The sequence below is a fragment of the Nesterenkonia marinintestina genome, from assembly GCF_025420485.1.
Lineage (GTDB): Bacteria > Actinomycetota > Actinomycetes > Actinomycetales > Micrococcaceae > Nesterenkonia > Nesterenkonia marinintestina.
On sequence record NZ_JAOEFD010000008.1, the window covers coordinates 60,118 to 80,580 of the forward strand.

The window sequence follows — 20,463 nt, forward strand, 5'->3', positions numbered from 1 at the left end:
GTGATGGCGGGACGACGACGCCGCCCCGACCGGCCCCGACCGGCCCCGACCTGCGCCGGGACATGCGCGCGTGCTCGCGGGGATCGTGTCGGTGCGCGGCGGTAGACTCCTGAACGGACGACGCGCCGCCGTCTCCGGGACACCCGATTCCGGACCTCAGATCCTGCGAGGAGACCGCTGAGCATGAGTGAAGCACCGAAGAACCTGCACACCGCGCCGTTGGCGGAGGTCGACCCGGAGATCGCTCAGGCGATCACCGACGAGGTCGGGCGCCAGCGCGGCACCCTGGAGATGATCGCCTCCGAGAACTTCGTGCCGCGGGCGATCCTCGAGGCTCAGGGCTCCGTGCTCACCAACAAGTACGCGGAGGGCTACCCGGGGCGGCGCTACTACGGGGGATGTGAGTTCGTCGACGTCGCCGAGACCCTGGCGATCGACCGGGCCAAGGAGCTCTTCGGCGCCGAGTTCGCCAACGTCCAGCCGCACTCCGGCGCCCAGGCGAACGTGACGGTGATGACCGCCTTCCTCAAGCCCGGCGACAAGCTCATGGGCCTGTCTCTGGCCCACGGCGGGCACCTGACCCATGGGATGCGTCTGAACCACTCCGGGAAGTTCTACGAGATCGTGGCCTACGAGGTGGACACCCGGACCGGACAGGTGGACATGGAGGCTGTGCGCCGCCAGGCGCTCGCCGAGCGGCCCGACATGATCGTCGCCGGGTGGTCGGCCTACTCCCGGCAGCTCGACTTCGCCGCGTTCCGCGAGATCGCCGACGAGGTCGGCGCGATCCTCTGGGTGGACATGGCCCACTTCGCCGGCCTGGTCGCCGCCGGCCTGCACCCGTCGCCGGTCCCCTACGCCGATGTGGTCACCTCCACGGTGCACAAGACCCTCGCCGGTCCGCGCTCCGGCCTCATCCTGGCCAAGCAGGAGCACGCGAAGAAGCTGAACTCCGCGGTGTTCCCCGGCCAGCAGGGCGGTCCGCTGATGCACGTCATCGCGGCCAAGGCCATCGCGTTCAAGATCGCCGCAGGAGAGGAGTTCCGGGAGAAGCAGCGCCGGACCGTCGAGGGCGCGCAGATCCTGGCCGAGCGTCTCGTCGCCGAGGACGTCACGGCCCACGGCGTCAGCGTGCTCACCGGAGGGACCGACGTGCACCTGGTGCTGGTGGACCTGCGGGACTCCGAGCTCGACGGCCAGCAGGCCGAGGACCTGCTCCACGAGGTCGGCATCACCGTCAACCGCAACGCCGTGCCCGACGACCCGCGCCCGCCCATGGTCACCTCCGGCCTGCGGATCGGCACCTCCGCACTGGCGTCCCGCGGATTCGGGGCACAGGAGTTCGGCGAGGTCGCCGACGTCATCGCCGAGGTGCTCAAGCCGGGTGCCGACCTGGCGGCCCTGCGTTCCCGCGTGGACGCGCTGACCGCCGGCTTCCCTCTGTACGAGGGCCTCGAGGAGTGGTGATGCCCCGCTCGCAGACGGCGCAGATACTCGACGGCCGGGCCACGGCGAAGGAGCTGAAGCGGGGACTCGCGGACCGTGTGGGTGCGCTGAAGGCCAGGGGCATCACCCCAGGCCTGGGCACCGTGCTGGTCGGTGAGGACCCGGGTTCCCAGACCTACGTGGCCGGCAAGCACCGCGACTGTGCGGAGATCGGCATCGAGTCGATCCAGGTGCAGCTGCCGGCCGACGTCTCGGAGTCGGAGCTCCTCGAGCACCTCGAGGAGCTGAACGCCGATCCCGCCTGCACCGGCTACATCGTGCAGCTGCCGCTGCCCGGCCACCTCGACACCCAGAAGGTCCTGGAGGCCGTCGACCCGGAGAAGGACGCCGACGGGCTGCATCCGACGAATCTGGGCCGCCTGGTGGCCACGGTAGCCGGAGAGCTGGAGAGCCCGCTGCCGTGCACGCCGAAGGGCTGCGTGGACCTGCTCGAGCACTACGGCATCGATCTCGCCGGACGGCACGTCGTCGTGGTGGGTCGGGGCGTGACCATCGGCCGTCCCATCGGGCTGCTGCTCACCCGCAGGGTGGTCAACGCCACGGTCACCCTGTGCCACACCGGGACCCGGGACCTTCCCGAGCACCTGAGCCGGGCCGACGTCGTCGTCGCCGCGGCCGGAGTGAAGCACATGATCGACCCGGCCGATCTGAAGCCCGGGGTGATCGTGCTCGACGTCGGAGTCACCCGAGAGGTCGATGAGGAGACCGGGAAGGCGCGGATCTACGGCGACGTCGCCCCCGGTGTGGAGGATGTGGCCGCCTGGTACTCGCCGAACCCGGGGGGAGTGGGCCCCATGACCCGTGCCGAGCTGCTGGCCAACGTGGTGGAGACCGCAGAGAGACAGGTCGACTGATCCGGGGGAGGGAACGGTGCATGGGTGATCGGGCCCGAGCCGCGGCGCTGACGCTGACCGGTGCCCTGCTGGTGCTGACCGCCTGCGGCGGGCCCTCCGACGGGGAGTCCGCCGACGAGGAGGCGACCGCCCCGCCCACCGATCCTCCTGCAACGGATCCGACGGCCGAGGGACCGGCCCCCGACGACGAGGGCGACGGGGAGCCGGAGGCCGGAGCGGATGCCGACGACGACGGCGGAGTGGACGAGGCGGACACGGCCGACCCGTCGCCGACGGAGGCCTCCCCGTCGCAGCCCGAGGGTGTGGAGCCGGCCGAGGACTCCGATCTGCCGGGGCAGTCCGTGCTCACGTACTTCTCACGCACCGGCGCCGAGGCGCAGGTCATCCGCGTCGGGCACGAGGACCAGCTCAACGTGCGGAGTCTGCCCGGGGCGACGGAGGATCCGATCACCACCCTGCGACCGGACGGTGAGGTGGAGCTGGCCGGGCGGGAGCGCCTGCTCGGATCGAACTCCTGGGCGGAGATCGCCCTCGACGAGGGCGTCGGCTGGGTCAACACCTACTACCTGGGCTACCTGGGTGAGGCCGAGGACGTCACGGAGGACTACTCCGATCTGGGCCCGGCGTCGGTTCCGCGCGCCGCAGTCGACATGGTGACCTCCCGTGCCGCCGCCGCGGCTCGTGACGAGACCCGCTACGCCTACTCGGACCTCACCGGGGCTCCGCCTGAGGACGGACTCGAAGCCCGGGAGCAGGAGTGGACCGTCGACCTCACCACCCCCGGCGACGACGCCGTGCTCGGGGACCGGCTCTCGGTGCGGCTGGAGCGGGAGGACGACACCTACGGGATCACCGACGTCGAGCGGACCCCGATCTGTCTGCGCGGGGCCTCGGACGGAGGCTGCCTGTGAGTCGCGGTTCGCCGTCGCCGCCGACCCGGATGCTCCGGGCGCAGGGATGACTGTTGTGCCGAACCGTGACCTCTCCGTCGACCTCGTCCGGGTCCTGTGCCTGCTCGCGGTGGTGGCGATCCACACCGCCATGGTGGGCATCGGCGGACAGGGAGGCGAGCTGGAGCTTTCGAACCCGCTGACCGGCCTCTGGTTCTTCGCCGTGGGGACCTGGCTCGGACAGGTCATGCCCCTGTTCTTCCTGCTCGGCGGATTCGGCGCCTATATGGCCATGAGCCGGCGCTCCGGGGAGGACACCGATCGCAGGTCCGGGGAGTCGGACGAGGGGTCCTTCGGCGAGCATCTGCGTCGTCGGACCCTGCGGCTCGGCCTTCCGGCGGCGGTGTTCTACTCGGTCGTGGCCGTCGTCGCGCTGATCCTCCTGCTGGCCGGGTCGCCTCCGGAGATGCTGGACTCTGCGTTGGAGGGGGCCGGGGACCCGCTCTGGTTCATGGCCGCATTCCTGATATGTCAGGGGTTCGTCCGTGCCCAGCACCGGCTGGTGGTCTCCGGAGGTCCGAGGAGGCTGTGCGCTGTGGCCGCGGCCACGGTCGCGGGAATCGTATGCATCGATGCGGTGCGTCTGATGCTGCTCGCACGTGAGGGCCTGGAGGGTGGGGCCGTCGGCGTCGTCGGGACGACGGGGACCCCCGCGGACGCCCTCGGTCTGCTGAACATGTGGCTGCTGTGGCCGCTGCTGCAGCTGATCGGCATGCTGCTGGCCCACGGGTCCCTCTCCGGGGTGCGGGCCTGGGCCTGGGCGGTGACGGCGTTATGCTCCTTCGCGGCGACGGCGGCACTCGCCACATGGGCCCCGTATCCGACGGACATGCTGATGAACCTGAACCCTCCGACGCTGCCGCTGCTGACGATCGGGCTCACACACCTCGCGCTCTTCCAGCTGCTGCGTCCCGTCCTGGGCGCCGCCGCCGTGGTACGGCCCATCCAGGGAGTGATGGCCCTCGTCGCCTCACGGGCGATGCATCTGTACCTGTGGCATATGACGGTCATCATCCTGCTCAACGGGCTTCTCTGGCTCTCCGGAGTCGCCCCGGAGCCGGGCGAGCCGACATGGTGGTGGACGCGGATCCCTCTGTACCTGCTGGCGGTGGGGCTCACCCTCGGCCTCACGTGGCCGCTGGGAGCCTTGGAGCGTGTCCGACCCGTGGGCCGCCTCGGTCGGGCGGGACCTCTGCTGGGGTGGGCCGCGCTCTACGTGGCGGTGGCTCCGAACCTGGTGGTCACGCACCTGGGGCTGACCAGCGTGACCGTCTGGATCGGTGCCGTGCTGATGGTCGTGGGCGTGGTGCTGGCGGCCGCTCCCCGGGTCCGCGGCCGTCGTCGCGTCCGTTGAGCGGCGGTTCGCCCCTCAGCGCAGGAAGAGCGCCTTCATCCGCATCGTCGCCGCCGTCATCCCGACGGTGATCATCACCAGGTAGTACCCGATGTGCACCAGCGTCATGGCTCCGAAGTCCCAGGCGGCGATGTCTCGCATCAGCTCCACACCGTGCCACAGCGGCATCGCCTGGATGAACAGCTGTACGGACTCCGGGTAGACCGAGATCGGGAAGAACGTCGCTGAGAAGAGCATCATCGGCGCCAGGAACATCATCAGCCAGTCCATCTGCTGGAAGCGGGTCATGTACGAGGTGACCGCCATGCCGCATGAGGCGAAGCCCAGAGCGATGAACAGCGCGGCCACCAGCATGAGCGCGGCACTCGCCGGCGAGACCAGACCCGCCGCGACCAGCACGGTGAGGAACCCGACTGCGTAGATCGCTCCGCGGAACAGTGCCAGCAGGATCTCACCGACGGCGACGTCGAGCGGGCCCAATGACGTCGCCATCATGGAGCGGTAGAGCTTGGTGATCTTCAGCTTGAAGAACACGTTCCACGTGGAGTCGAAGATCGCGCCGTTCATCGCCGAGACCGCCAGCAGCGCCGGAGCGATGAAGGCCGCGTAGCTCATCCGTCCGCCGTCGGCGGTCTCCACTCCGGAGATCATCGGTGAGACGCCCAGTCCGAACGAGGTCAGGAACAGGACCGGCTCCAGGAACCCGGAGACGAAGATGACCCCACGGTTGTTCCGGATGGCCACCAGGCCGCGGGAGAACACCGCACGGATGTTCCCGGAGTACCAGTTCGCCCCGATCCCGGTGCGCGGACGGACCTCGGGAACCCGGTGGTCGCCGTCGACGCCCTCTGAGTCGGAGGCCCGGTCCCGGGCCTCGATCCGTGCTTCCCGGCGCAGCCGAGACCGCTCTCCGGGGGTGCGTCCCTGCCACTCGCTCGGGCCCAGCCGCCGTTCGAACACCCACATCACGGCCACCCAGCCGCCCACGGCGAACAGCACCAGGACCCCGGTGTGCACGGCGAGCATCGCCGGTGAGGTCGGCTGACCGAACGCGAGCACCCGTCCCAGCTCGTTGGCGTGCCACAGCGGCGAGATCCACCCGACGATCTGCAGCGGCCCCGGCAGGTTGCTCAGCGGATAGAACGTCCCGGAGAACAGGAACAGGGGCATGATGACGAATCGTTGGATCAGCGCCGCATGTCCGCGCTCCTCCCGCAGGGACGCCATGTACGCCATGATCGGCAGGCCGATCGCCAGCGCCCCCAGCGTGGCAGTGACCACCTGCAGGATCGCCCAGGCGCCGCCCGCCGCGCCGAAGAGCGCGAGGACCCCGACGAAGAGCGCGGCGTGGAGCACGAATCGGCAGGATGCGGCGACGATGTGCCCGGTGGCGATCTGCGCCGGAGTCAGCGGAGTCGCCTGTGCCCCGTAGTAGATGCGCCGCCACTTGAACTTCTCCATCACCGGGAAGGTGAACTCGATCCCTGCGGTGATCGCCACCGTCGAGGCCAGCACCGCCGGCCCGATGTACATCAGGTACGAGTCGGCCCCGTAGGCGGCGATCTCGGGACTGTCGCCGATCAGCACGCCCAGCCCCAGCCCCATGGCCAGGATGTAGAGCAGCGGCTCGCCGATCGAGCTGGTGATGATCACCCCGGCGTAGGCGCGCATGCCGCGCAGCGTGTGCTCCGCCTGGTACAGCACCCCGCGGCGTCCGACCCGCCGGGCCAGCCGGTCCTTGTCGGCGGCGGGATCCGCAGCGGGATCCGCAGCGGGATCCGCGGCGGGGCCCGTGTCGACGGCCTGAGGTGACCGGCGCTCAGTCAATGAGGCTCCTCCCGGTCAGTCGGAGGAACACGTCCTCCAGCGACGACCGGCGCACCAGGGAGGTCACCGGTCGTCGATCCGCGGCATGGACGGTCTCCAAGGCGGCCTCGGCGCGCTCGGCGTATACGAGCAGCCGGTCCGGCAGGACCTCGATGCGGTCGAAGCCGACGTCGTCGCGCCGCAGCCGGGCTTCCAGCTCCTCGGCCTGTTCGGCGTTGCGGTCGGTGCCGAAGCGCAGCTCCAGCACCTCACGCGTCGAGTGCTCACGGATCAGACCCGCCGGCGAGCCCTCCGCCATGATCCGCCCATGGTCGACGACGATCAGCCGATTGCACAGCTGCTCGGCCTCGTCCATGTGGTGGGTGGTCAGCACCAGGGTGGTGCCGCGTTCGCGCAGCCGGAACAGCCGGTCCCACAGGATGTGCCGTGCCTGCGGGTCCAGGCCGGTGGTGGGCTCGTCGAGCAGCAGGATGTCGGGATCGTTGACCAGGGCGCGGGCGATGGTGAGCCGACGCTTCATCCCGCCGGAGAGGTCCTCCACCCTGGAGCGCGCACGGGAGGTCAGCTGGGCGAACTCCAACAGCTCGTCGGCCTTGGCGAACAGGTGGCGCCGCGGCAGTCCGAAGTACCGGCCGTACATGATGATGTTCTCCCGGACGGTCAGCTCCTCGTCCAGGTTGTCCTGCTGGGGGATCACTCCGAGGCGGGCGCGGACCAGGGGACCGTGGTGTTGGGGGTCCAGTCCGGCGACCTCGAGATCTCCCTCGGTGCGGGCGGAGACCGCCGCGATCATCCGCATCGTGGTGGACTTGCCGGCACCGTTGGGCCCCAGCAGTCCGAACGCCTCTCCCCGGGGTACCGTGAAATCGATGCCGTCGACCGCGGTGAAGTTCCCATAGGACTTGGTCAGACGCGTGGCCCGCACCGCCGGGACGTCGTCAGGAGCCGATGCTGACGACGGGGCGGAGTCCATCGTCCGGAGAGGAGCAGACATGGCCGACAGTTTATCCACCCAACAATCCCCGGGCCAGAGGCCGCGGGCCGCCGTGCTCTCCCTCCGCGGCGAGCGTCCGGAGATCACCGTCGAACAGTTCGAGGACGGCTGCGGCGTCTCCGACGTGGTCGCCCGATCCGCCTGCCGCCGGGGCGTCGGTGACGAAGGTCTGTGCCTCTGAGTGGACGTCGTCCGGTCGGTCGAGGCGACATCATCCTCACGGCCGATGCGCCGCCCTCGCGACATGGGTCAGAATGAGGCTGAACGGAACACACCTGCCGAGGAAAGGACGAGCCCCCTCATGTCCACCCCAGTTCTCGAGACCGAGAACCTGGTCAAGGTCTACGGCAGCGGAGAGTCACGGTTCGACGCGCTCAAGGGACTGACCTTCGAGATCCACGACGGCGAATCGCTGGCCATCGTCGGCAAGTCAGGGTCCGGCAAGTCGACGCTGATGCACCTGCTGGCCCTGCTCGACGCCCCGACCGCCGGCGTGGTCGCACTCCACGGACGCCCGGTCTCCCAGCTGAAGACCAAGGAGGTCTCCCGGCTGCGCAACGAGACCTTCGGATTCGTCTTCCAGCAGTTCTTCCTCAACGCCCACCAGAGCGTGCTGGAGAACGTCACCCTGCCGCTGAAGATCTCCGGCTGGTCCAAGGCCGACCGCGAACGACGCGGCCTGGAGGTCCTCACCCAGCTGGAGATGGACGACAAGGCCGAGAACAAGGCCAAGGACCTCTCCGGTGGTCAGAAGCAGCGGGTGTGCATCGCCCGCGCGCTGGTGAACAGCCCGGCGGTGATCTTCGCCGACGAGCCCACGGGCAACCTCGACTCGGCCACCTCGGAGATCGTCGAGGACATCCTGTTCGGACTCCACCGGGACCATGGGATCACGCTGGTCGTGGTCACCCACGACGACGACCTCGCCGCACGGTGCTCCCGGCGACTGATCATGCAGGACGGGATGATCGTCTCGGAGGAGCACGGCGTGCTGGTCGACCACCACGTGGACTCCACCCTCGGCACCGAGACCGACACCGACGACGACACCTTCGACCCCTCCCAGCTCGGCCTGGAGGACCAGGACGAGATCGACGGGGCCGATCAGGCCGAGCAGTCTGAGGGGGGTCGGGCATGAAGTCCTTCGATGTGGCCAAGACGGCCCTGGGCAATACGCTGCGCTCGAAGCTGCGCACCTTCCTCACCGTCATCGCCATCGTCATCGGTGCCTTCGCGCTGACGCTGACCTTCGGCATGGGCGCGGGCATCAACAAGTACGTCGACCACGTCGTCGAGGGCTTCGGCCAAGAGGACGAGATGTACGTGATGGGATCCCAGGAGGCGGCCCAGGAGCAGGGCGCCGACGATGAGGGACCGTCCGAGTACGACGCCGACGGCGACTCCGGCGAGATGACCATGATGGGCACCTCGACCCTCGACGACGACGACATCGACGCTGTCCGAGACATCGACGGCGTCGAGTCCGTCCAGGCCATCGTGATGATCGACGTCGACTACCTCGAAGGGGCCGACGGTGAGCAGTGGACCGTCAACCGGATGGGGGAGTCCGTCGACGCCCGAGCCCTGGAGATGGTCGCCGGAGACCCGCCGGCGCAGGACGCCATGGAGCTCGCCGTGCCCGAGGCCTGGGTCTCCGCCCTGGGCGGCGACTCGCCGTCCGACGTCGTCGGCGACACCGTCCAGCTGGGCTTCACCAACCTGGCCCAGGAGGAGGAGACCGTCGAAGCCACCATCTCCGGCGTCTCCGAGCCCTCTGTCTCCCAGACCGGGCAGGTGCCCACCCCGTCGCGGGAGCTCAGCGAGCAGATCAACGAGGCGGCGATGTCCGGTCTGCCGGAGGAGCAGCCCAGCACCTACATCTATGCCGTCGCCCAGGTCGACGACATGGAGGCCGACGAGACGAGCATCAAGGAGCAGCTCACCGACGACGGCCTGACCGGGATGACCCTCGAAGACCAGCTGGGGATGATCCAGGGGATCATCAACACGGTGACCTGGGTGCTCGGCGGGTTCGCGATCATCGCCCTCGTCGCGGCCAGCTTCGGCATCGTCAACACCCTGCTGATGTCGGTCCAGGAGCGCACCCGGGAGATCGGTCTGATGAAGGCCCTGGGGATGAGCCGCGGCAAGGTGTTCGGGCTCTTCTCCATGGAGGCCATCGTCATCGGACTGATGGGCTCGCTGATAGGTGTCGGTGCCGGGGTCGGTGCCGGGGTCATCGGCAATGCCCTGCTGGTCAACGGCCCGCTGGAGAACGTGGTGGGTCTGGTGCTCTTCGCCGTCGACCCGATCTCCATCGTCCTGATCACCGTGCTGGTGGTCGGCATCGCCTTCCTGGCCGGGACGCTTCCGGCGGCCCGCGCGGCGAAGAAGGACCCGATCGACGCGCTGAGATACGAGTAGCACGGTCGCCCATCGGCGGCGCGCACAGACCCTGACATCATCACCATCGATGAGGAGGAACGGAACCATGACACAGAATCCCTACGGCGACCCGCAGGGCACCAACCCCGGAGTCGGGCCGGAGCAGCACTCGAAGTTCGGCACCCACGCCTACGACCCCCACGCCGCCTACGGCGGACCCATGGAGCGGCCCAAGGCCTTCGGTCGGCTGCGGACGCTGACCATCGCCTCGATGGTGGTCTACCTGCTCTCCGGCGTCACAGCCATCATCACCTCGATGGACGAGGACATGGTCCGCGCCCAGCTGGAGATGCAGGGGGTGGAGAGCTCGCAGGAGGCCGTCGACATGATGACGACCTTCGGCCTCGTCTCCGGCGTGCTGATGGTCGTCGTCGCGCTCATCGTCTACCTCATCGTCCTGATGGGGCTGAAGAAGGTGAAGAACTGGGCGAGGATCCTGGGCACCGTGTTCTGCGGACTCGGAATCATCTTCACCGGGTTCGGCATGCTGGGAGCCGGCGCCATGATGGAGGCCGGAGCCGTCGGCATCATCAGCCTCGCGATCTCGGTGATCTTCCTGGTGATCAACGTGCTGTGGCTGATCACGGCGTTCTCCGGGGTCAACAACGCCTACTTCGCCGACCGGGCCAAGCGCTGACGGTCCGTCTCCGCGCGAGCCTGCGCACTGCCACAGCCTGCGGGATGCCGTCCACCGGCGTCCAGCAGGCTGTGGACCGCTCACCCCCTGTGGAGAGCTGAAGGCGTCGCAGAATCCCCTCTGCCAGCATCGACGGCGAGACCGCACCGCCGTCGGACCCGGGAGGGGACCATGCACCAGGGGCACCATCGGACACACCATCCGCAGCGCCAGTTTCAGCAGCAGACTCTGTATCCGCACCCCTACCCATGGCACCTGCCCGCCGAGCTGACGTACGGGCCTCCGCGGCCCGCGCGTCCGCCGTTGGGCACGGCGCAGCCGGCGCTGGTGCTCTCCGCGGTGGCTCTGGTCGCCGCAGTGCTGGCCACCGTCGTCGGCCTGCTGGTGTTCGGTGCGATGACCACCGGGGTCTGGGACGACGGCCGCGGATCGGGCTCCGGTGAGGCTGACGGGTACCTGCTGGTCATGCTCATGCCCGGCATCGCCGCTTCGGTGGTGATGACCTTGGGCCTCCTCGCCGCCGGCGTCCTGTATCGGGTGGTTGCCGTGGGCATGTCCCGGGAGCGGCAGTGGGCCCGCGTGACGGGTTTCGTCCTGGCGGGCCTCGGGCTGCTGGGGAGCCTGTCCCTGGGGCAGATCTTCTCCCTGCCCGTCGTGGCGTTCGGGATGGCGCTCTCGCTCGACCCCCTGTACCTGATGACCGCGGCCCTGCTGACGGCGGCGACCCTGCTGTGGGCGGGCTACTTCGGCACCACCGTCTGGTGGATCGTCGCAGCCGCCCGGGCCACGCCCGGGGGTCGGTCTGCCACGCCGTCATCGTCGTCGGCCCCGAAGGCTCTGGTCCCGGCCCCTATGATGGGGGCGACGTCCTCCGGATCCTGAGGGCAGTCGACCACTGAGAGCGGAAGGACATCCCCACCATGGCGTCACAGCAGCGACGGTTCCGTGCACTGAGCCGGGTCACACTGATCTCGGCAGGAGTCTTCCTGCTGCTCCACCTGCTCGATACGGTCACGCGCTATGCGACGATCAGTGCGATCGGCTACGGCATGGGCGACGTCGTCGCCTACCGGGGTGCGGGCGGCAGCCTCACCCTGGACGGGAACTTCGGGGTCCTCGTCTTCGGCGGCCTCGCGGTCGTCGTGGTCGGAGCCGTGCTCTACGCGGTGACGTTCTTCGGGCTCCGCGCCGACGCCGGCTGGGGCCGGATCGTCGGGCTGGTCGGGTTCGTGCTCGGAGGCGCGGCGCACCTCTTCGGAGGGTTCTTCATGATGGTCATCTGGATGGTCGCCTTCTACGAAGGGGGCGGAGCAGTGCTGGTGGCGGTGCTCTCCATCATCGTGACCCTCGTGTTCTTCGCGGTGAACGTCTGGTGGTTGGTCGTCGCGATCCGCACGCCGTGGGGCTCCCGGGATCAGAACGGGGGCTGGCCCCACTCCCAGCAGGGGTACGGCCAGCCCGGCTACGGACCGCAGGGATATGGAGCCCAGGGTTACGGGCCCCAGGGATACGCGCCCGGCGGCTCGCAGCCTCCGCATCAGCCGGGGACCTGACGCGCCGGGGAGGTGAGCGGCCCGGTGTTCGACGTCGGCTGTCCGTAGGATGAGGGTCCATCGACTTCACGAGGGGAGCCCCCCATGGCTGAGGAGACGCGCACCACCTGGATGCGCCGCTACACCATCGACCCCGAACTGGCGGAGGAGTTCCTCGCGTTCCTCCGGGACGAGGTGATCCCCGCACGGGAGCAGTTCGGCTTCCGCGTCGAGCAGATGTGGATCGATGCGGACCGCACCCAGCTGACGTGGTTCGTCAGCCGTGCCGGTGACTCCGCCGCCTACGCGGCCGCCGAGCAGGAGTGGGAGCAGTCGGAGATCCGCGGCATCCTCTTCGCCGATAAGCCCAAGTACGCGCTGGCCAAGGATCTCCGCGAGGTGCTTCCGCTGCGCTGAACCTGCTCCGAGCGGTACCGCAGTCTGCGCTCAGTCGGCATTCTGCGCCGCGGACCCGGGGCCGCGGTCGGCGCGACGAGCGATGAGCACCGCCATCGCCGCGGACGGGACGAGGAACGCCGCGATCGTCAGAGAGGCGGCCATGAAGCCGGCCGAGTGGTCCGAGGCCTGCTCGACGGCGAAGTACACGGCCGTCACCACTGCGATGCCCACCGCCGTCGCCAGCCGCTGAGCCGTCTGTGCCACGCCGCCGGCGGCACCGGCCAGTCGCGGCGGCACGTCCTGCATCGACAGGGTCTGAGCGCTGGGGATGATCATCGCCTGGGACGCACCGACGAGCGCCACCACCGCCGCGATCACCCAGACCGACCCCCACACCGTGCCCGACAGGGCCCCCGTCCCGGCGACGAGCAGCATCGCGACCACCGCCGTGGTGGTGCCCACCACCAGGAACCGCGGACCGAAGCGGCCCACCCGCCGTCCGACCGCGGAGGACAGCGCCATCACCAACACCGCGCTGGGCAGGGTGGCGAGCCCGGCCACCACGGCGCTGAACCCCAGTCCCTGCTGGACGTAGACCGCGACGATCGCCCAGATGGCGGGCATTCCGGAGAAGTACAGGGTCAGTACGACGGAGTTCAGGGTGTAGCTGGGAAGTGAGAACAGCCGCAGGTCCACCATCGGACTGCCGCCGGGGCGCGCGCCGAGACGCCGCTCCCACACGATCCATATCCCCAGCAGGGCCGCGCCGGCGAGCCCCAGCGCCGCCCCGACCACCCCCGGGGTGCCGAGGAACGGCAGCATGAGCAGCAGCACCGCGGCGGAGAGCAGCACGGCGCCCATCGGATCCAGGGCGCCGATCCCCGGTCGCGCCGACCGCAGTGCGGGGTCCTGACCATGCTCGACCGATTCCTCTCCGGCCTGAGGGTCGGCGTCCGGGCCGTTCGGCGACGTCGGCGACGTCGGCGATGTCGGCGGGGACGCCGGTCCGGGCAGCCACATCACCACCAGGACGCAGGCGACCGCGGTCACCGGGATGTTGATCAGGAAGGTCAGCCGCCATCCCAGGTCGTCGCCGGCCAGGTCGATGAGCAGGCCGCCCACCGTCGGCCCGAACGCGACGGCGGCGCCGATGACCGTGCCCATCAGCCCATAGGCCCGGCCGCGGGCGGCACCGTCGAACAGGGACTGGATCATCCCGATGATCTGCGGAGTGAGCGTCCCGGCGCCGAGGCCCATGAGCAGCCGTCCCACATTGAGCACGGCCGCCGTGGGGGCCAGGGCGCACAGCAGCGACGACGCGCCGAAGAGGACCACGCCGACCAGGAAGTATCGGCGTCGTCCCCAGAGGTCGCCGGCACGTCCGGCCGGGACCAGGGCCACGCCGAAGGCCAGCGCGTATCCGGAGAGCACCCACTGCAGATCGGCGGACCCTGCGTCGAGGCCCTCCTCGATCGCCGGGAGGGCCACGTTGACGATGCTGATGCTCATCAGCGCCGCGAACAGCGGCGTCAGCAGCGCCGTCATCGTCCGTGCCTGAGACACGCCGCCGGCGCCGTCCGAGGTTCCGCGGCTCATCGGCGCTCGACCAGGGACCGGCCGGCGCGCAGGCCGGTGAACAGGCACCCGCCGAGGAAGGTGCCCTCCAGCGCGTTGTAGCCGTGGACCCCGCCTCCGCCGAACCCGGCGGCCTCACCCACGGCCCACAGCCCGGGGATCGGAGCGCCGTCGTCGTCCAGGACGCGCGACTCAAGGTCGGTCTGGATGCCGCCGAGCGTCTTGCGGGTGACCACCCGCAGGCGCACCGCGATCAGCGGACCCGCCTTCGGATCCAGGATCCGGTGCGGGGCGACGGTGCGCAGCAGCCGGTCGCCCCGGTACCGGCGGCTGTTGCGGATCCCCATGATCTGGACGTCCTTGGAGAAGGGCTGGGCAACCTGCCGGTCGCGCGCCTCGATCTGCTCGGCGAGGTGGTCGGCCCGCAGCAGGTCATCGCCCTGCAGGGCGTTCATTCCTGCGACCAGCTCGTCCAGCGTCTCAGCGACGACGAAGTCCTCCCCGTGCTCCTTGAAGGCCTCCACAGGCGGCGCGGCGCCGGAGCCCAGCCGACTGCGGAGCAGCAGCCGCAGATCCCGCTCCGTGAGGTCCGGGTTCTGCTCGGAGCCGGAGAGCGCGAACTCCTTCTCGATGATCCTCTGGTTCAGTACAAACCAGGAGTGGTCGAATCCGCTGATGTCAGGATCGGTGCGGAGCAGACGCATGGTGCCCAGGGTGTCGAAGCCGGGCAGACCCGGGGCGGGGAGGCGACGGCCGATCGCGTCGAACCACATCGACGAGGGCCCGGGCAGGATCCGGATCGCGTGGTCCGGCCACACCGGATCCCAGTTCCGGATGCCTTCGGTGTAGTGCCACATGCGGTCGCGGTTGACCAGCCGGGCACCACGGTCGGCGACGATGTCCAGCATCCGCCCGTCCACCGAGGCCGGCACCCCGCAGATCATGCGGGCCGGGGGAGTGCCCATGCGTGAGGGCCACCAGCGGCGGACCTTCTCCTGGTCGCCGCCGATGCCGCCCGAGGCCACCACCACGGCGGGTGCGCGCAGGGTGAAGTCGTCGACGACGACGCGGTCGGCGGCGACGCCGCGCGGTGCCGGATCCTCCCGCAGGACCGCACCGGAGACCCCGACCACCGCGCCGTCCTCGACGATGAGATCGTCGACGCGACGGCGGAAGAGCATCCGCACCCGTCCCGCCGCGGCGGCCTCCCGGGCCCGCCCCACGAAGGGGTCGCTGACCCCGGTGCCGGTGCCCCAGGCGATGTGGAAGCGCGGCACCGAGTTGCCGTGGCCCGTTGCGGTGCCGTCGCCGCGTTCGGCCCACCCGACCATCGGGGTGAGGCGGACCCCGCGCTCGCGGAGCCAGGACAGCTTCTCCCCGGCCGCGAACTCGACGTAGTCCCGCGCCCACCGGCGGCCCCACAGGTCCTGAGGACGGTCACCGGTCAGTCGGTCCCAGCCGGCCGAACCCTGCCAGTCCTGCCACGCCAGGTCGAAGGAGTCCTTGACGCCGAAGCGCCGCTGCTGGGGCGTGTCGACGAGGAAGAGGCCGCCGAAGGACCAGTGCGCCTGACCGCCCAGGTTCGCCTCGGACTCCTGATCGACGAGCACGACGCGCAGCCCCGCACGGGCGGCCTCGTCGCAGGCCACCAGCCCCGAGAGGCCTGCACCGACCACGATGACGTCGCACTCCATGGTCCGAACCTAGTCCAGGCGACCGGGATCCGGCGATTCGCCACGGGAGCCCGCAGCCGGGGATAATCGCACCCATGAGCTCTCAGTCCCTGCCTCCCTCCGGCGTGCACGGGGGATCCGACCGGTCGTCCCGCGAGGAGCGGTCCGGTCCGCTGAACCTGCCGCGCATGACCTTCGCCGTGATGATCACCGTGCTGCTGGTCGCCCTCGTGCTGGCTGCCAACCAGAACGACGTCATCGGGTGGATCATCGCCGCGATCTCGGCCGGATGGCTGCTGCTCGCCGCCTGCGTGGTGCTGTTCGTCCGCCGCGGCGCCCGGAAGGTCGGGGAGACCATCGAGCACGCCCGGGCCGACCAGGCTGCGCGGAACTCCGCCTCGGGCGGGGGGACCGTCGTCGTCGACGAGGACGCCCACACCCGGAACCTGAAGCTGGACCACTCGTTCAAGATCGTCCAGGTGCAGAAGCGGGTCATCGCCGAGGAGCTGGAGAGGGGCGGCGAGGCCGACATCGACATGGTTCTGAGGTCCCTGGAGACCATCGAGCAGACCGCGCACAACGGGCGCGACATGCTGGCCGACCTGGTGGGGCGGCGCAGCGCCGAGCGGACCGAGGAGCAGGCCGGAGAACCGGCCGGTGAGCAGTCCGATGAGCGGCCCCGGCACGCCCGCGAGGACCGCACGCGCGGGGACGACGACGGCACCATTTCGGGGAGCGTGGTCCGATGAGCGCCGAGCAGAGCCCCCACACCGTCCGCGACCCCAAGCCCGAGGGTCGGCTCCGTGTGGCCTCGGTCAACGTCAACGGGATCCGCGCCGCCCACCGCAAGGGGATGGGCGAGTGGCTGGCCGACCGGGAGGTCGACGTGCTGGCGCTGCAGGAGGTCCGCGCCGACGCGTCGATCACCCGCCGGCTGCTCGACGAGATGACCGAGTCGGCCGGCGGGCCGTGGCACCTCCACGAGGAGGAGGCCGCCGCCAAGGGCCGCGCCGGCGTCGCCGTCGCCACCCGCGAGGAGCCCCGGGCCCGACGCAGCGGCATCGGTGAGGGGCACGCCGAGGACCAGGGACGGTGGGTCGAGGTCGATCTGCCCCTGGCCGACGGGAGCACGCTCACCATGGTCAGCGTCTACGTCCACTCCGGCGAGGTCGGCAGCACCAAGCAGGACCACAAGATGCGCTTCCTCGAGTACATGCGCGGACACCTGCCGCAGCTCGCCGCCGAGAAGGACCACGTGCTCGTGCTCGGCGACCTCAACGTGGGCCACACCGAGCTCGACATCAGGAACTGGCGGGGCAACAGGAAGAACTCCGGCTTCCTGCCCGAGGAGCGGGCCTACTTCGACGACTTCTTCGGCTCCTGCGGCTACGTCGACGTCGCCCGCCGCCACGCCGGCGAGGTCGACGGCCCCTACACCTGGTGGTCCTACCGCGGGAAGGCCTTCGACAACGACACCGGCTGGCGCATCGACTACCACATGGCCACCCCGGCGCTCGCCGCACTCTCCGAGAACCCGCGGGTGGATCGGGCCGCGGACTACTCGCGGCGCTGGTCCGACCACGCCCCTCTGGTGGTCGACTATCGCCTAAGCTGAGGGCGGAGACCGAGGACGTCCGACGACGTCGCCGCACACATCCCCTCAGGAGGGCCCGACCATGGTGACAGCGATCGTGATGATCAAGACCGACCAGGACGCCATCGTCGAGGCGGCTCAGCAGATCGTCGCCGTCGACGGGGTCCGTGAGGTCTACTCGGTCACGGGCGGCTGGGACCTGGTGGCCATCGTGGAGGGGCGCCGGTTCGACGACCTCTCCAGCCTCATCCCGGACCGCATCGCGAAGGTGCCCGGCCTGCGGGACACCGAGACGCTCGTGGCCTTCCGGGCGCACAGCGAGGCCGACCTGGAGGCCGGCTTCGCCCTCGGCATGGAGGACTGAGCCGCCCCGCGGCAGGGGAACACACGACGCAGCAGCATCGAGAGGACGGATACGTGGGTCAGACCCCGCACAGCCAGGAGCCCGCGACGGGTGCGACCACGCTCCCCGGAGTCGGGGAGGGGGCGCGGGAGAGGGTGCTCTCCGGCATGCAGCCCTCGGCCGACTCCCTGCACCTGGGGAACTACATCGGCGCTCTGAAGAACTGGGTGCGGACCCAGGAGGAGTACGACGCCTACTTCTTCATCCCGGACATGCACGGCATCACCGTCGCCCACGAGCCGACCGACCTGCGCGAGCGGACCCACCGCACCGCCGCGCAGTACATCGCCGGAGGGATCGACGTCGGACGCTCCACGCTGTTCGTCCAGTCCCAGGTGCCCGAGCACGCCCAGCTGAGCTGGATCATGACCTGCCTGACCGGGATGGGCGAGGCCTCCCGGATGACGCAGTTCAAGGACAAGACCCGCAGGTCCGGCACCGACGCCGCCGGGGTGGGGCTCTTCGCCTACCCGATGCTCATGGCCGCCGACATCCTCCTGTACCAGCCGCACGGCGTGCCGGTGGGCGACGACCAGAAGCAGCATGTGGAGCTAGCCCGGAACCTCGCCCAGCGATTCAACCACCGCTTCGGGGAGACCTTCCGGGTGCCCGAGCCGTTCATCCCCGAGTCCGGGGCGCGGATCTACGACCTGCAGAACCCCACGGCGAAGATGAGCAAGTCGGCGGAGTCGCCCAACGGGCTGCTGAACCTGCTCGACACCGATAAGCAGATGGCGAAGAAGATCCGCTCGGCCGTGACCGACGACGGCACCGAGATCCGTTTCGACCGTGAGGAGAAGCCTGGGGTCTCGAACCTGCTGGCGATCTATTCCGCGGTCGGGGAGCGCAGCATCGACGACCTGGTCGAGGAGTTCCAGGGTCGGATGTACGGACACCTGAAGGTGGAGCTGGCCGACGTCGTCGTCGCCGCGCTCGGACCGGTCCGCGACCGGGCGCTGGAGCTGCTGGACGACCGGGCCGAGCTCGACGCCCTGCTGGCCCGCGGCGCGGCCAAGGCGCGGGAGACCGCACGGCCAGTGGTGGCCGAGGTCTACGAGAAGATCGGCTTCCTGCCGCCGGCGCAGGACTGACGTCGTGGCGGGTGAGGACGCAGGTCGACGGAGCGCCGGCTCCGAGCCGCACCGCACCCGGCGCTCCGATGAGTCGGGGTCGGTCCCACTGGGCCCCGACGACCGGATCCGTCCGCGCACCTCGCAGCACCATGCCCTGCTCGAATCGGCCAAGAGCCGCATCGACAGGATCGACAATCGCCAGGAGGTCACCCCCCGCCCGGACCCCGTCGACCTGCACACCCTGCGTCAGCGGGAGCTGAGGGCGCGGAGGGAGGTCGGCAGGATCCGCCGCGAGCGGCGCGGTGCCGGTGCGCTGATCCCGGCGATGATCTTCTGGGGCCTGACCCGGCTGGACACCACGCGCGGCATGCGGACTGTGAACCTCTTCTTCTTCCACTACGGGACCGTCATGGCGGCGGGCGCCGCCTACATGATGTTCTTCTCGGTGGCGGCGATGCTGGTCGCCGGCTTCTCGATCGCCGGCATCGTGGTCGGCGGGAACGAGCAGCTCCAGCAGGACCTCGTCGCCGCGGTGAACACGGCGATCCCCGGGCTGATCGACACCGGCGACGGCGGGGGACTGGCCTCTCAGGAGCAGCTGTTCCGCCAGCAGGGGTTCAGCGCCGCGCTGGGGGTGTCCCTGGTGGTGCTCGTGGTGACCTCGCTGAGCTGGCTGCACGGGCTGCGGTCGGGGGTGCGTTCGATCTTCGACCGACCGCTGATGGCCGAGAACATCATCATCGTGAAGCTGCGGGATCTGGGGCTGATGCTCATCGTGGCGGTGCTGCTGCTGGGCACCGTCGGCCTGTGGGCGCTGACCACCGACGTGGTGCAGACCGCCATGGAGTTCCTGGGGTGGGACGAGGGGCCCCTGATGACGGTGATCAGCCGGGCGGGGATCCCGCTGGTCACGTTCCTGATGGACGGGCTGCTGGCGCTCCTGCTGCTCCGGGTGGCCTCACGGGTGGTGATCCCGGTGGCGGTGCTGTGGCAGTCGGTGCTGATCGCCGCGGTGGGGGCCTCCCTGCTGCGCATGGTCTCCGGGCAGCTGTTCGCGGGATCGGCGAATCCGATCCTCGATTCGTTCACCGCCGTGCTGGGGCTGTTCTTCTACTTCTTCCTGTTCAGCCTGGTGATCCTGCTGGCCGCCTCTTGGGGAGCGGTGGGGGTCGCCCGCCGCGCGGAGCGTCGCAGTGAGCGGCGCGCCTCCGGAGCCCGCTCCCCGCAGTGACCCCACAGTGACTCCGCAGTGACTCCGCAGCGGTCCGCGTGCACGTCCGGCCGGCTCGTGACCTCGCCCCACCTCCTGCTTGACTCCGCCCCCACCATCGAGGGAGAGAATCTCGCCCCGACTCGCCGGCCGGTGGGGACGAACTTCTCTCCCTCGATGAGTGGGCCCGCCGCCCCGCTGATCGAGGGAGCACGACGTGCCGCGACACGCCGATCCGGGCCGCAGGATTCGCTCCCTCGACGGTGGGGTCAGGGGAGCAACGGGTCGGGAGGGCGCTGTAGGGGTCAGGGGAGCACCGGGGTGCGGGGCGCTTCAAGGCTCAGAGTGCACAGGCTCGGGCAGTGCTGCGGCACAGAGACGGAGACAGAGAGAGGGGGCAGGAGGAGATCCGATCTCCTCCTGCCCCCTCTCTGCGC

Annotated in this window: 20 protein-coding genes; 16 read left to right on the plus strand and 4 right to left on the minus strand. The window is 69.9% G+C overall.

All coding sequences use genetic code 11. The features are described 5' to 3' along the window. Positions 1 to 183: 183 nt before the first annotated feature. Genes glyA through N7E59_RS07930 form a run of 4 tightly spaced genes read left to right on the plus strand, consistent with a single transcriptional unit; the run spans position 184 to position 4,664 of the window. Positions 184 to 1,467, plus strand: coding sequence for a serine hydroxymethyltransferase (glyA, locus tag N7E59_RS07915; RefSeq protein WP_261624385.1), 1,284 nt, complete (start codon positions 184 to 186; stop codon positions 1,465 to 1,467). Then, positions 1,467 to 2,360 (plus strand): bifunctional methylenetetrahydrofolate dehydrogenase/methenyltetrahydrofolate cyclohydrolase, encoded by an 894-nt coding sequence (locus N7E59_RS07920; protein ID WP_261624386.1) that lies wholly within the window; start codon positions 1,467 to 1,469, stop codon positions 2,358 to 2,360. Before glyA ends, N7E59_RS07920 begins: the two co-directional genes overlap by 1 nt. A gap of 20 nt (positions 2,361 to 2,380) precedes the next feature. Then, complete coding sequence (locus tag N7E59_RS07925; protein WP_261624387.1) at positions 2,381 to 3,271, plus strand: SH3 domain-containing protein; 891 nt, start codon at positions 2,381 to 2,383, stop codon at positions 3,269 to 3,271. 46 nt (positions 3,272 to 3,317) lie between these two features. Further along, the gene (locus N7E59_RS07930) at positions 3,318 to 4,664 is read left to right on the plus strand and encodes an acyltransferase (RefSeq protein ID WP_261624388.1); all 1,347 of its coding nucleotides are present in this window, start codon (positions 3,318 to 3,320) and stop codon (positions 4,662 to 4,664) included. 15 nt (positions 4,665 to 4,679) lie between these two features. Here N7E59_RS07930 and N7E59_RS07935 read toward each other — a convergent pair whose 3' ends face one another. Further along, entirely contained in the window at positions 4,680 to 6,491 is a 1,812-nt protein-coding gene (locus tag N7E59_RS07935; protein ID WP_261624389.1) for an ABC transporter permease, read from the minus strand. After that, positions 6,484 to 7,464, minus strand: coding sequence for an ABC transporter ATP-binding protein (locus N7E59_RS07940; protein ID WP_390905032.1), 981 nt, complete (start codon positions 7,462 to 7,464; stop codon positions 6,484 to 6,486). Before N7E59_RS07940 ends, N7E59_RS07935 begins: the two co-directional genes overlap by 8 nt. Positions 7,465 to 7,483: 19 nt before the next feature. Here N7E59_RS07940 and N7E59_RS07945 point away from each other — a divergent pair, with 19 nt between their 5' ends. The 7 genes from N7E59_RS07945 to N7E59_RS07975 all read left to right on the plus strand — a co-directional run bounded on the left by N7E59_RS07945 (position 7,484) and on the right by N7E59_RS07975 (position 12,516). Further along, positions 7,484 to 7,666, plus strand: coding sequence for a hypothetical protein (locus tag N7E59_RS07945; RefSeq protein ID WP_261624391.1), 183 nt, complete (start codon positions 7,484 to 7,486; stop codon positions 7,664 to 7,666). A 120-nt stretch (positions 7,667 to 7,786) separates the two neighbouring features. Next, positions 7,787 to 8,623, plus strand: a complete 837-nt coding sequence (locus N7E59_RS07950) for an ABC transporter ATP-binding protein (RefSeq protein ID WP_261624392.1) — start codon at positions 7,787 to 7,789, stop codon at positions 8,621 to 8,623. Then, positions 8,620 to 9,909: an ABC transporter permease gene (locus N7E59_RS07955; protein WP_261624393.1), complete on the plus strand. Its 1,290-nt coding sequence runs from the start codon at positions 8,620 to 8,622 to the stop codon at positions 9,907 to 9,909. The genes N7E59_RS07950 and N7E59_RS07955 overlap by 4 nt, the downstream gene beginning before the upstream one ends. A 67-nt stretch (positions 9,910 to 9,976) precedes the next feature. Beyond that, entirely contained in the window at positions 9,977 to 10,567 is a 591-nt protein-coding gene (locus tag N7E59_RS07960; protein ID WP_261624394.1) for a hypothetical protein, read from the plus strand. 171 nt (positions 10,568 to 10,738) lie between these two features. Then, the gene (locus tag N7E59_RS07965; RefSeq protein ID WP_261624395.1) at positions 10,739 to 11,449 is read left to right on the plus strand and encodes a hypothetical protein; all 711 of its coding nucleotides are present in this window, start codon (positions 10,739 to 10,741) and stop codon (positions 11,447 to 11,449) included. 38 nt (positions 11,450 to 11,487) lie between these two features. Next, complete coding sequence (locus tag N7E59_RS07970) at positions 11,488 to 12,120, plus strand: hypothetical protein (protein ID WP_261624396.1); 633 nt, start codon at positions 11,488 to 11,490, stop codon at positions 12,118 to 12,120. Between the two features lie 84 nt (positions 12,121 to 12,204). Further along, positions 12,205 to 12,516, plus strand: coding sequence for a hypothetical protein (locus N7E59_RS07975; RefSeq protein WP_261624397.1), 312 nt, complete (start codon positions 12,205 to 12,207; stop codon positions 12,514 to 12,516). A 30-nt stretch (positions 12,517 to 12,546) separates the two neighbouring features. On the opposite strand, the gene N7E59_RS07980 is transcribed toward N7E59_RS07975, so the two are convergent. Both N7E59_RS07980 and N7E59_RS07985 read right to left on the minus strand, forming a co-directional pair. Next, positions 12,547 to 14,094, minus strand: a complete 1,548-nt coding sequence (locus N7E59_RS07980; protein WP_261624398.1) for an MFS transporter — start codon at positions 14,092 to 14,094, stop codon at positions 12,547 to 12,549. Continuing rightward, entirely contained in the window at positions 14,091 to 15,767 is a 1,677-nt protein-coding gene (locus tag N7E59_RS07985) for an FAD-binding dehydrogenase (RefSeq protein WP_261624399.1), read from the minus strand. The genes N7E59_RS07980 and N7E59_RS07985 overlap by 4 nt, the downstream gene beginning before the upstream one ends. A 74-nt stretch (positions 15,768 to 15,841) precedes the next feature. On the opposite strand from N7E59_RS07985, the gene N7E59_RS07990 reads away from it, so the two are divergent. From N7E59_RS07990 to N7E59_RS08010, 5 genes are all read left to right on the plus strand, one after another. Beyond that, entirely contained in the window at positions 15,842 to 16,495 is a 654-nt protein-coding gene (locus N7E59_RS07990; protein ID WP_261624400.1) for a hypothetical protein, read from the plus strand. Further along, positions 16,492 to 17,361, plus strand: a complete 870-nt coding sequence (locus N7E59_RS07995; RefSeq protein WP_261624401.1) for an exodeoxyribonuclease III — start codon at positions 16,492 to 16,494, stop codon at positions 17,359 to 17,361. The genes N7E59_RS07990 and N7E59_RS07995 overlap by 4 nt, the downstream gene beginning before the upstream one ends. A 61-nt stretch (positions 17,362 to 17,422) precedes the next feature. After that, a complete protein-coding gene (locus tag N7E59_RS08000) occupies positions 17,423 to 17,704 on the plus strand; it encodes an Lrp/AsnC family transcriptional regulator (RefSeq protein WP_261624402.1) in 282 nt (93 codons plus the stop codon). Between the two features lie 53 nt (positions 17,705 to 17,757). Continuing rightward, positions 17,758 to 18,834, plus strand: a complete 1,077-nt coding sequence (gene trpS / locus N7E59_RS08005; RefSeq protein ID WP_390905025.1) for a tryptophan--tRNA ligase — start codon at positions 17,758 to 17,760, stop codon at positions 18,832 to 18,834. Positions 18,835 to 18,838: 4 nt separating this feature from the next. After that, positions 18,839 to 20,047: a YihY/virulence factor BrkB family protein gene (locus tag N7E59_RS08010; RefSeq protein ID WP_261624403.1), complete on the plus strand. Its 1,209-nt coding sequence runs from the start codon at positions 18,839 to 18,841 to the stop codon at positions 20,045 to 20,047. Positions 20,048 to 20,463 lie beyond the last annotated feature (416 nt).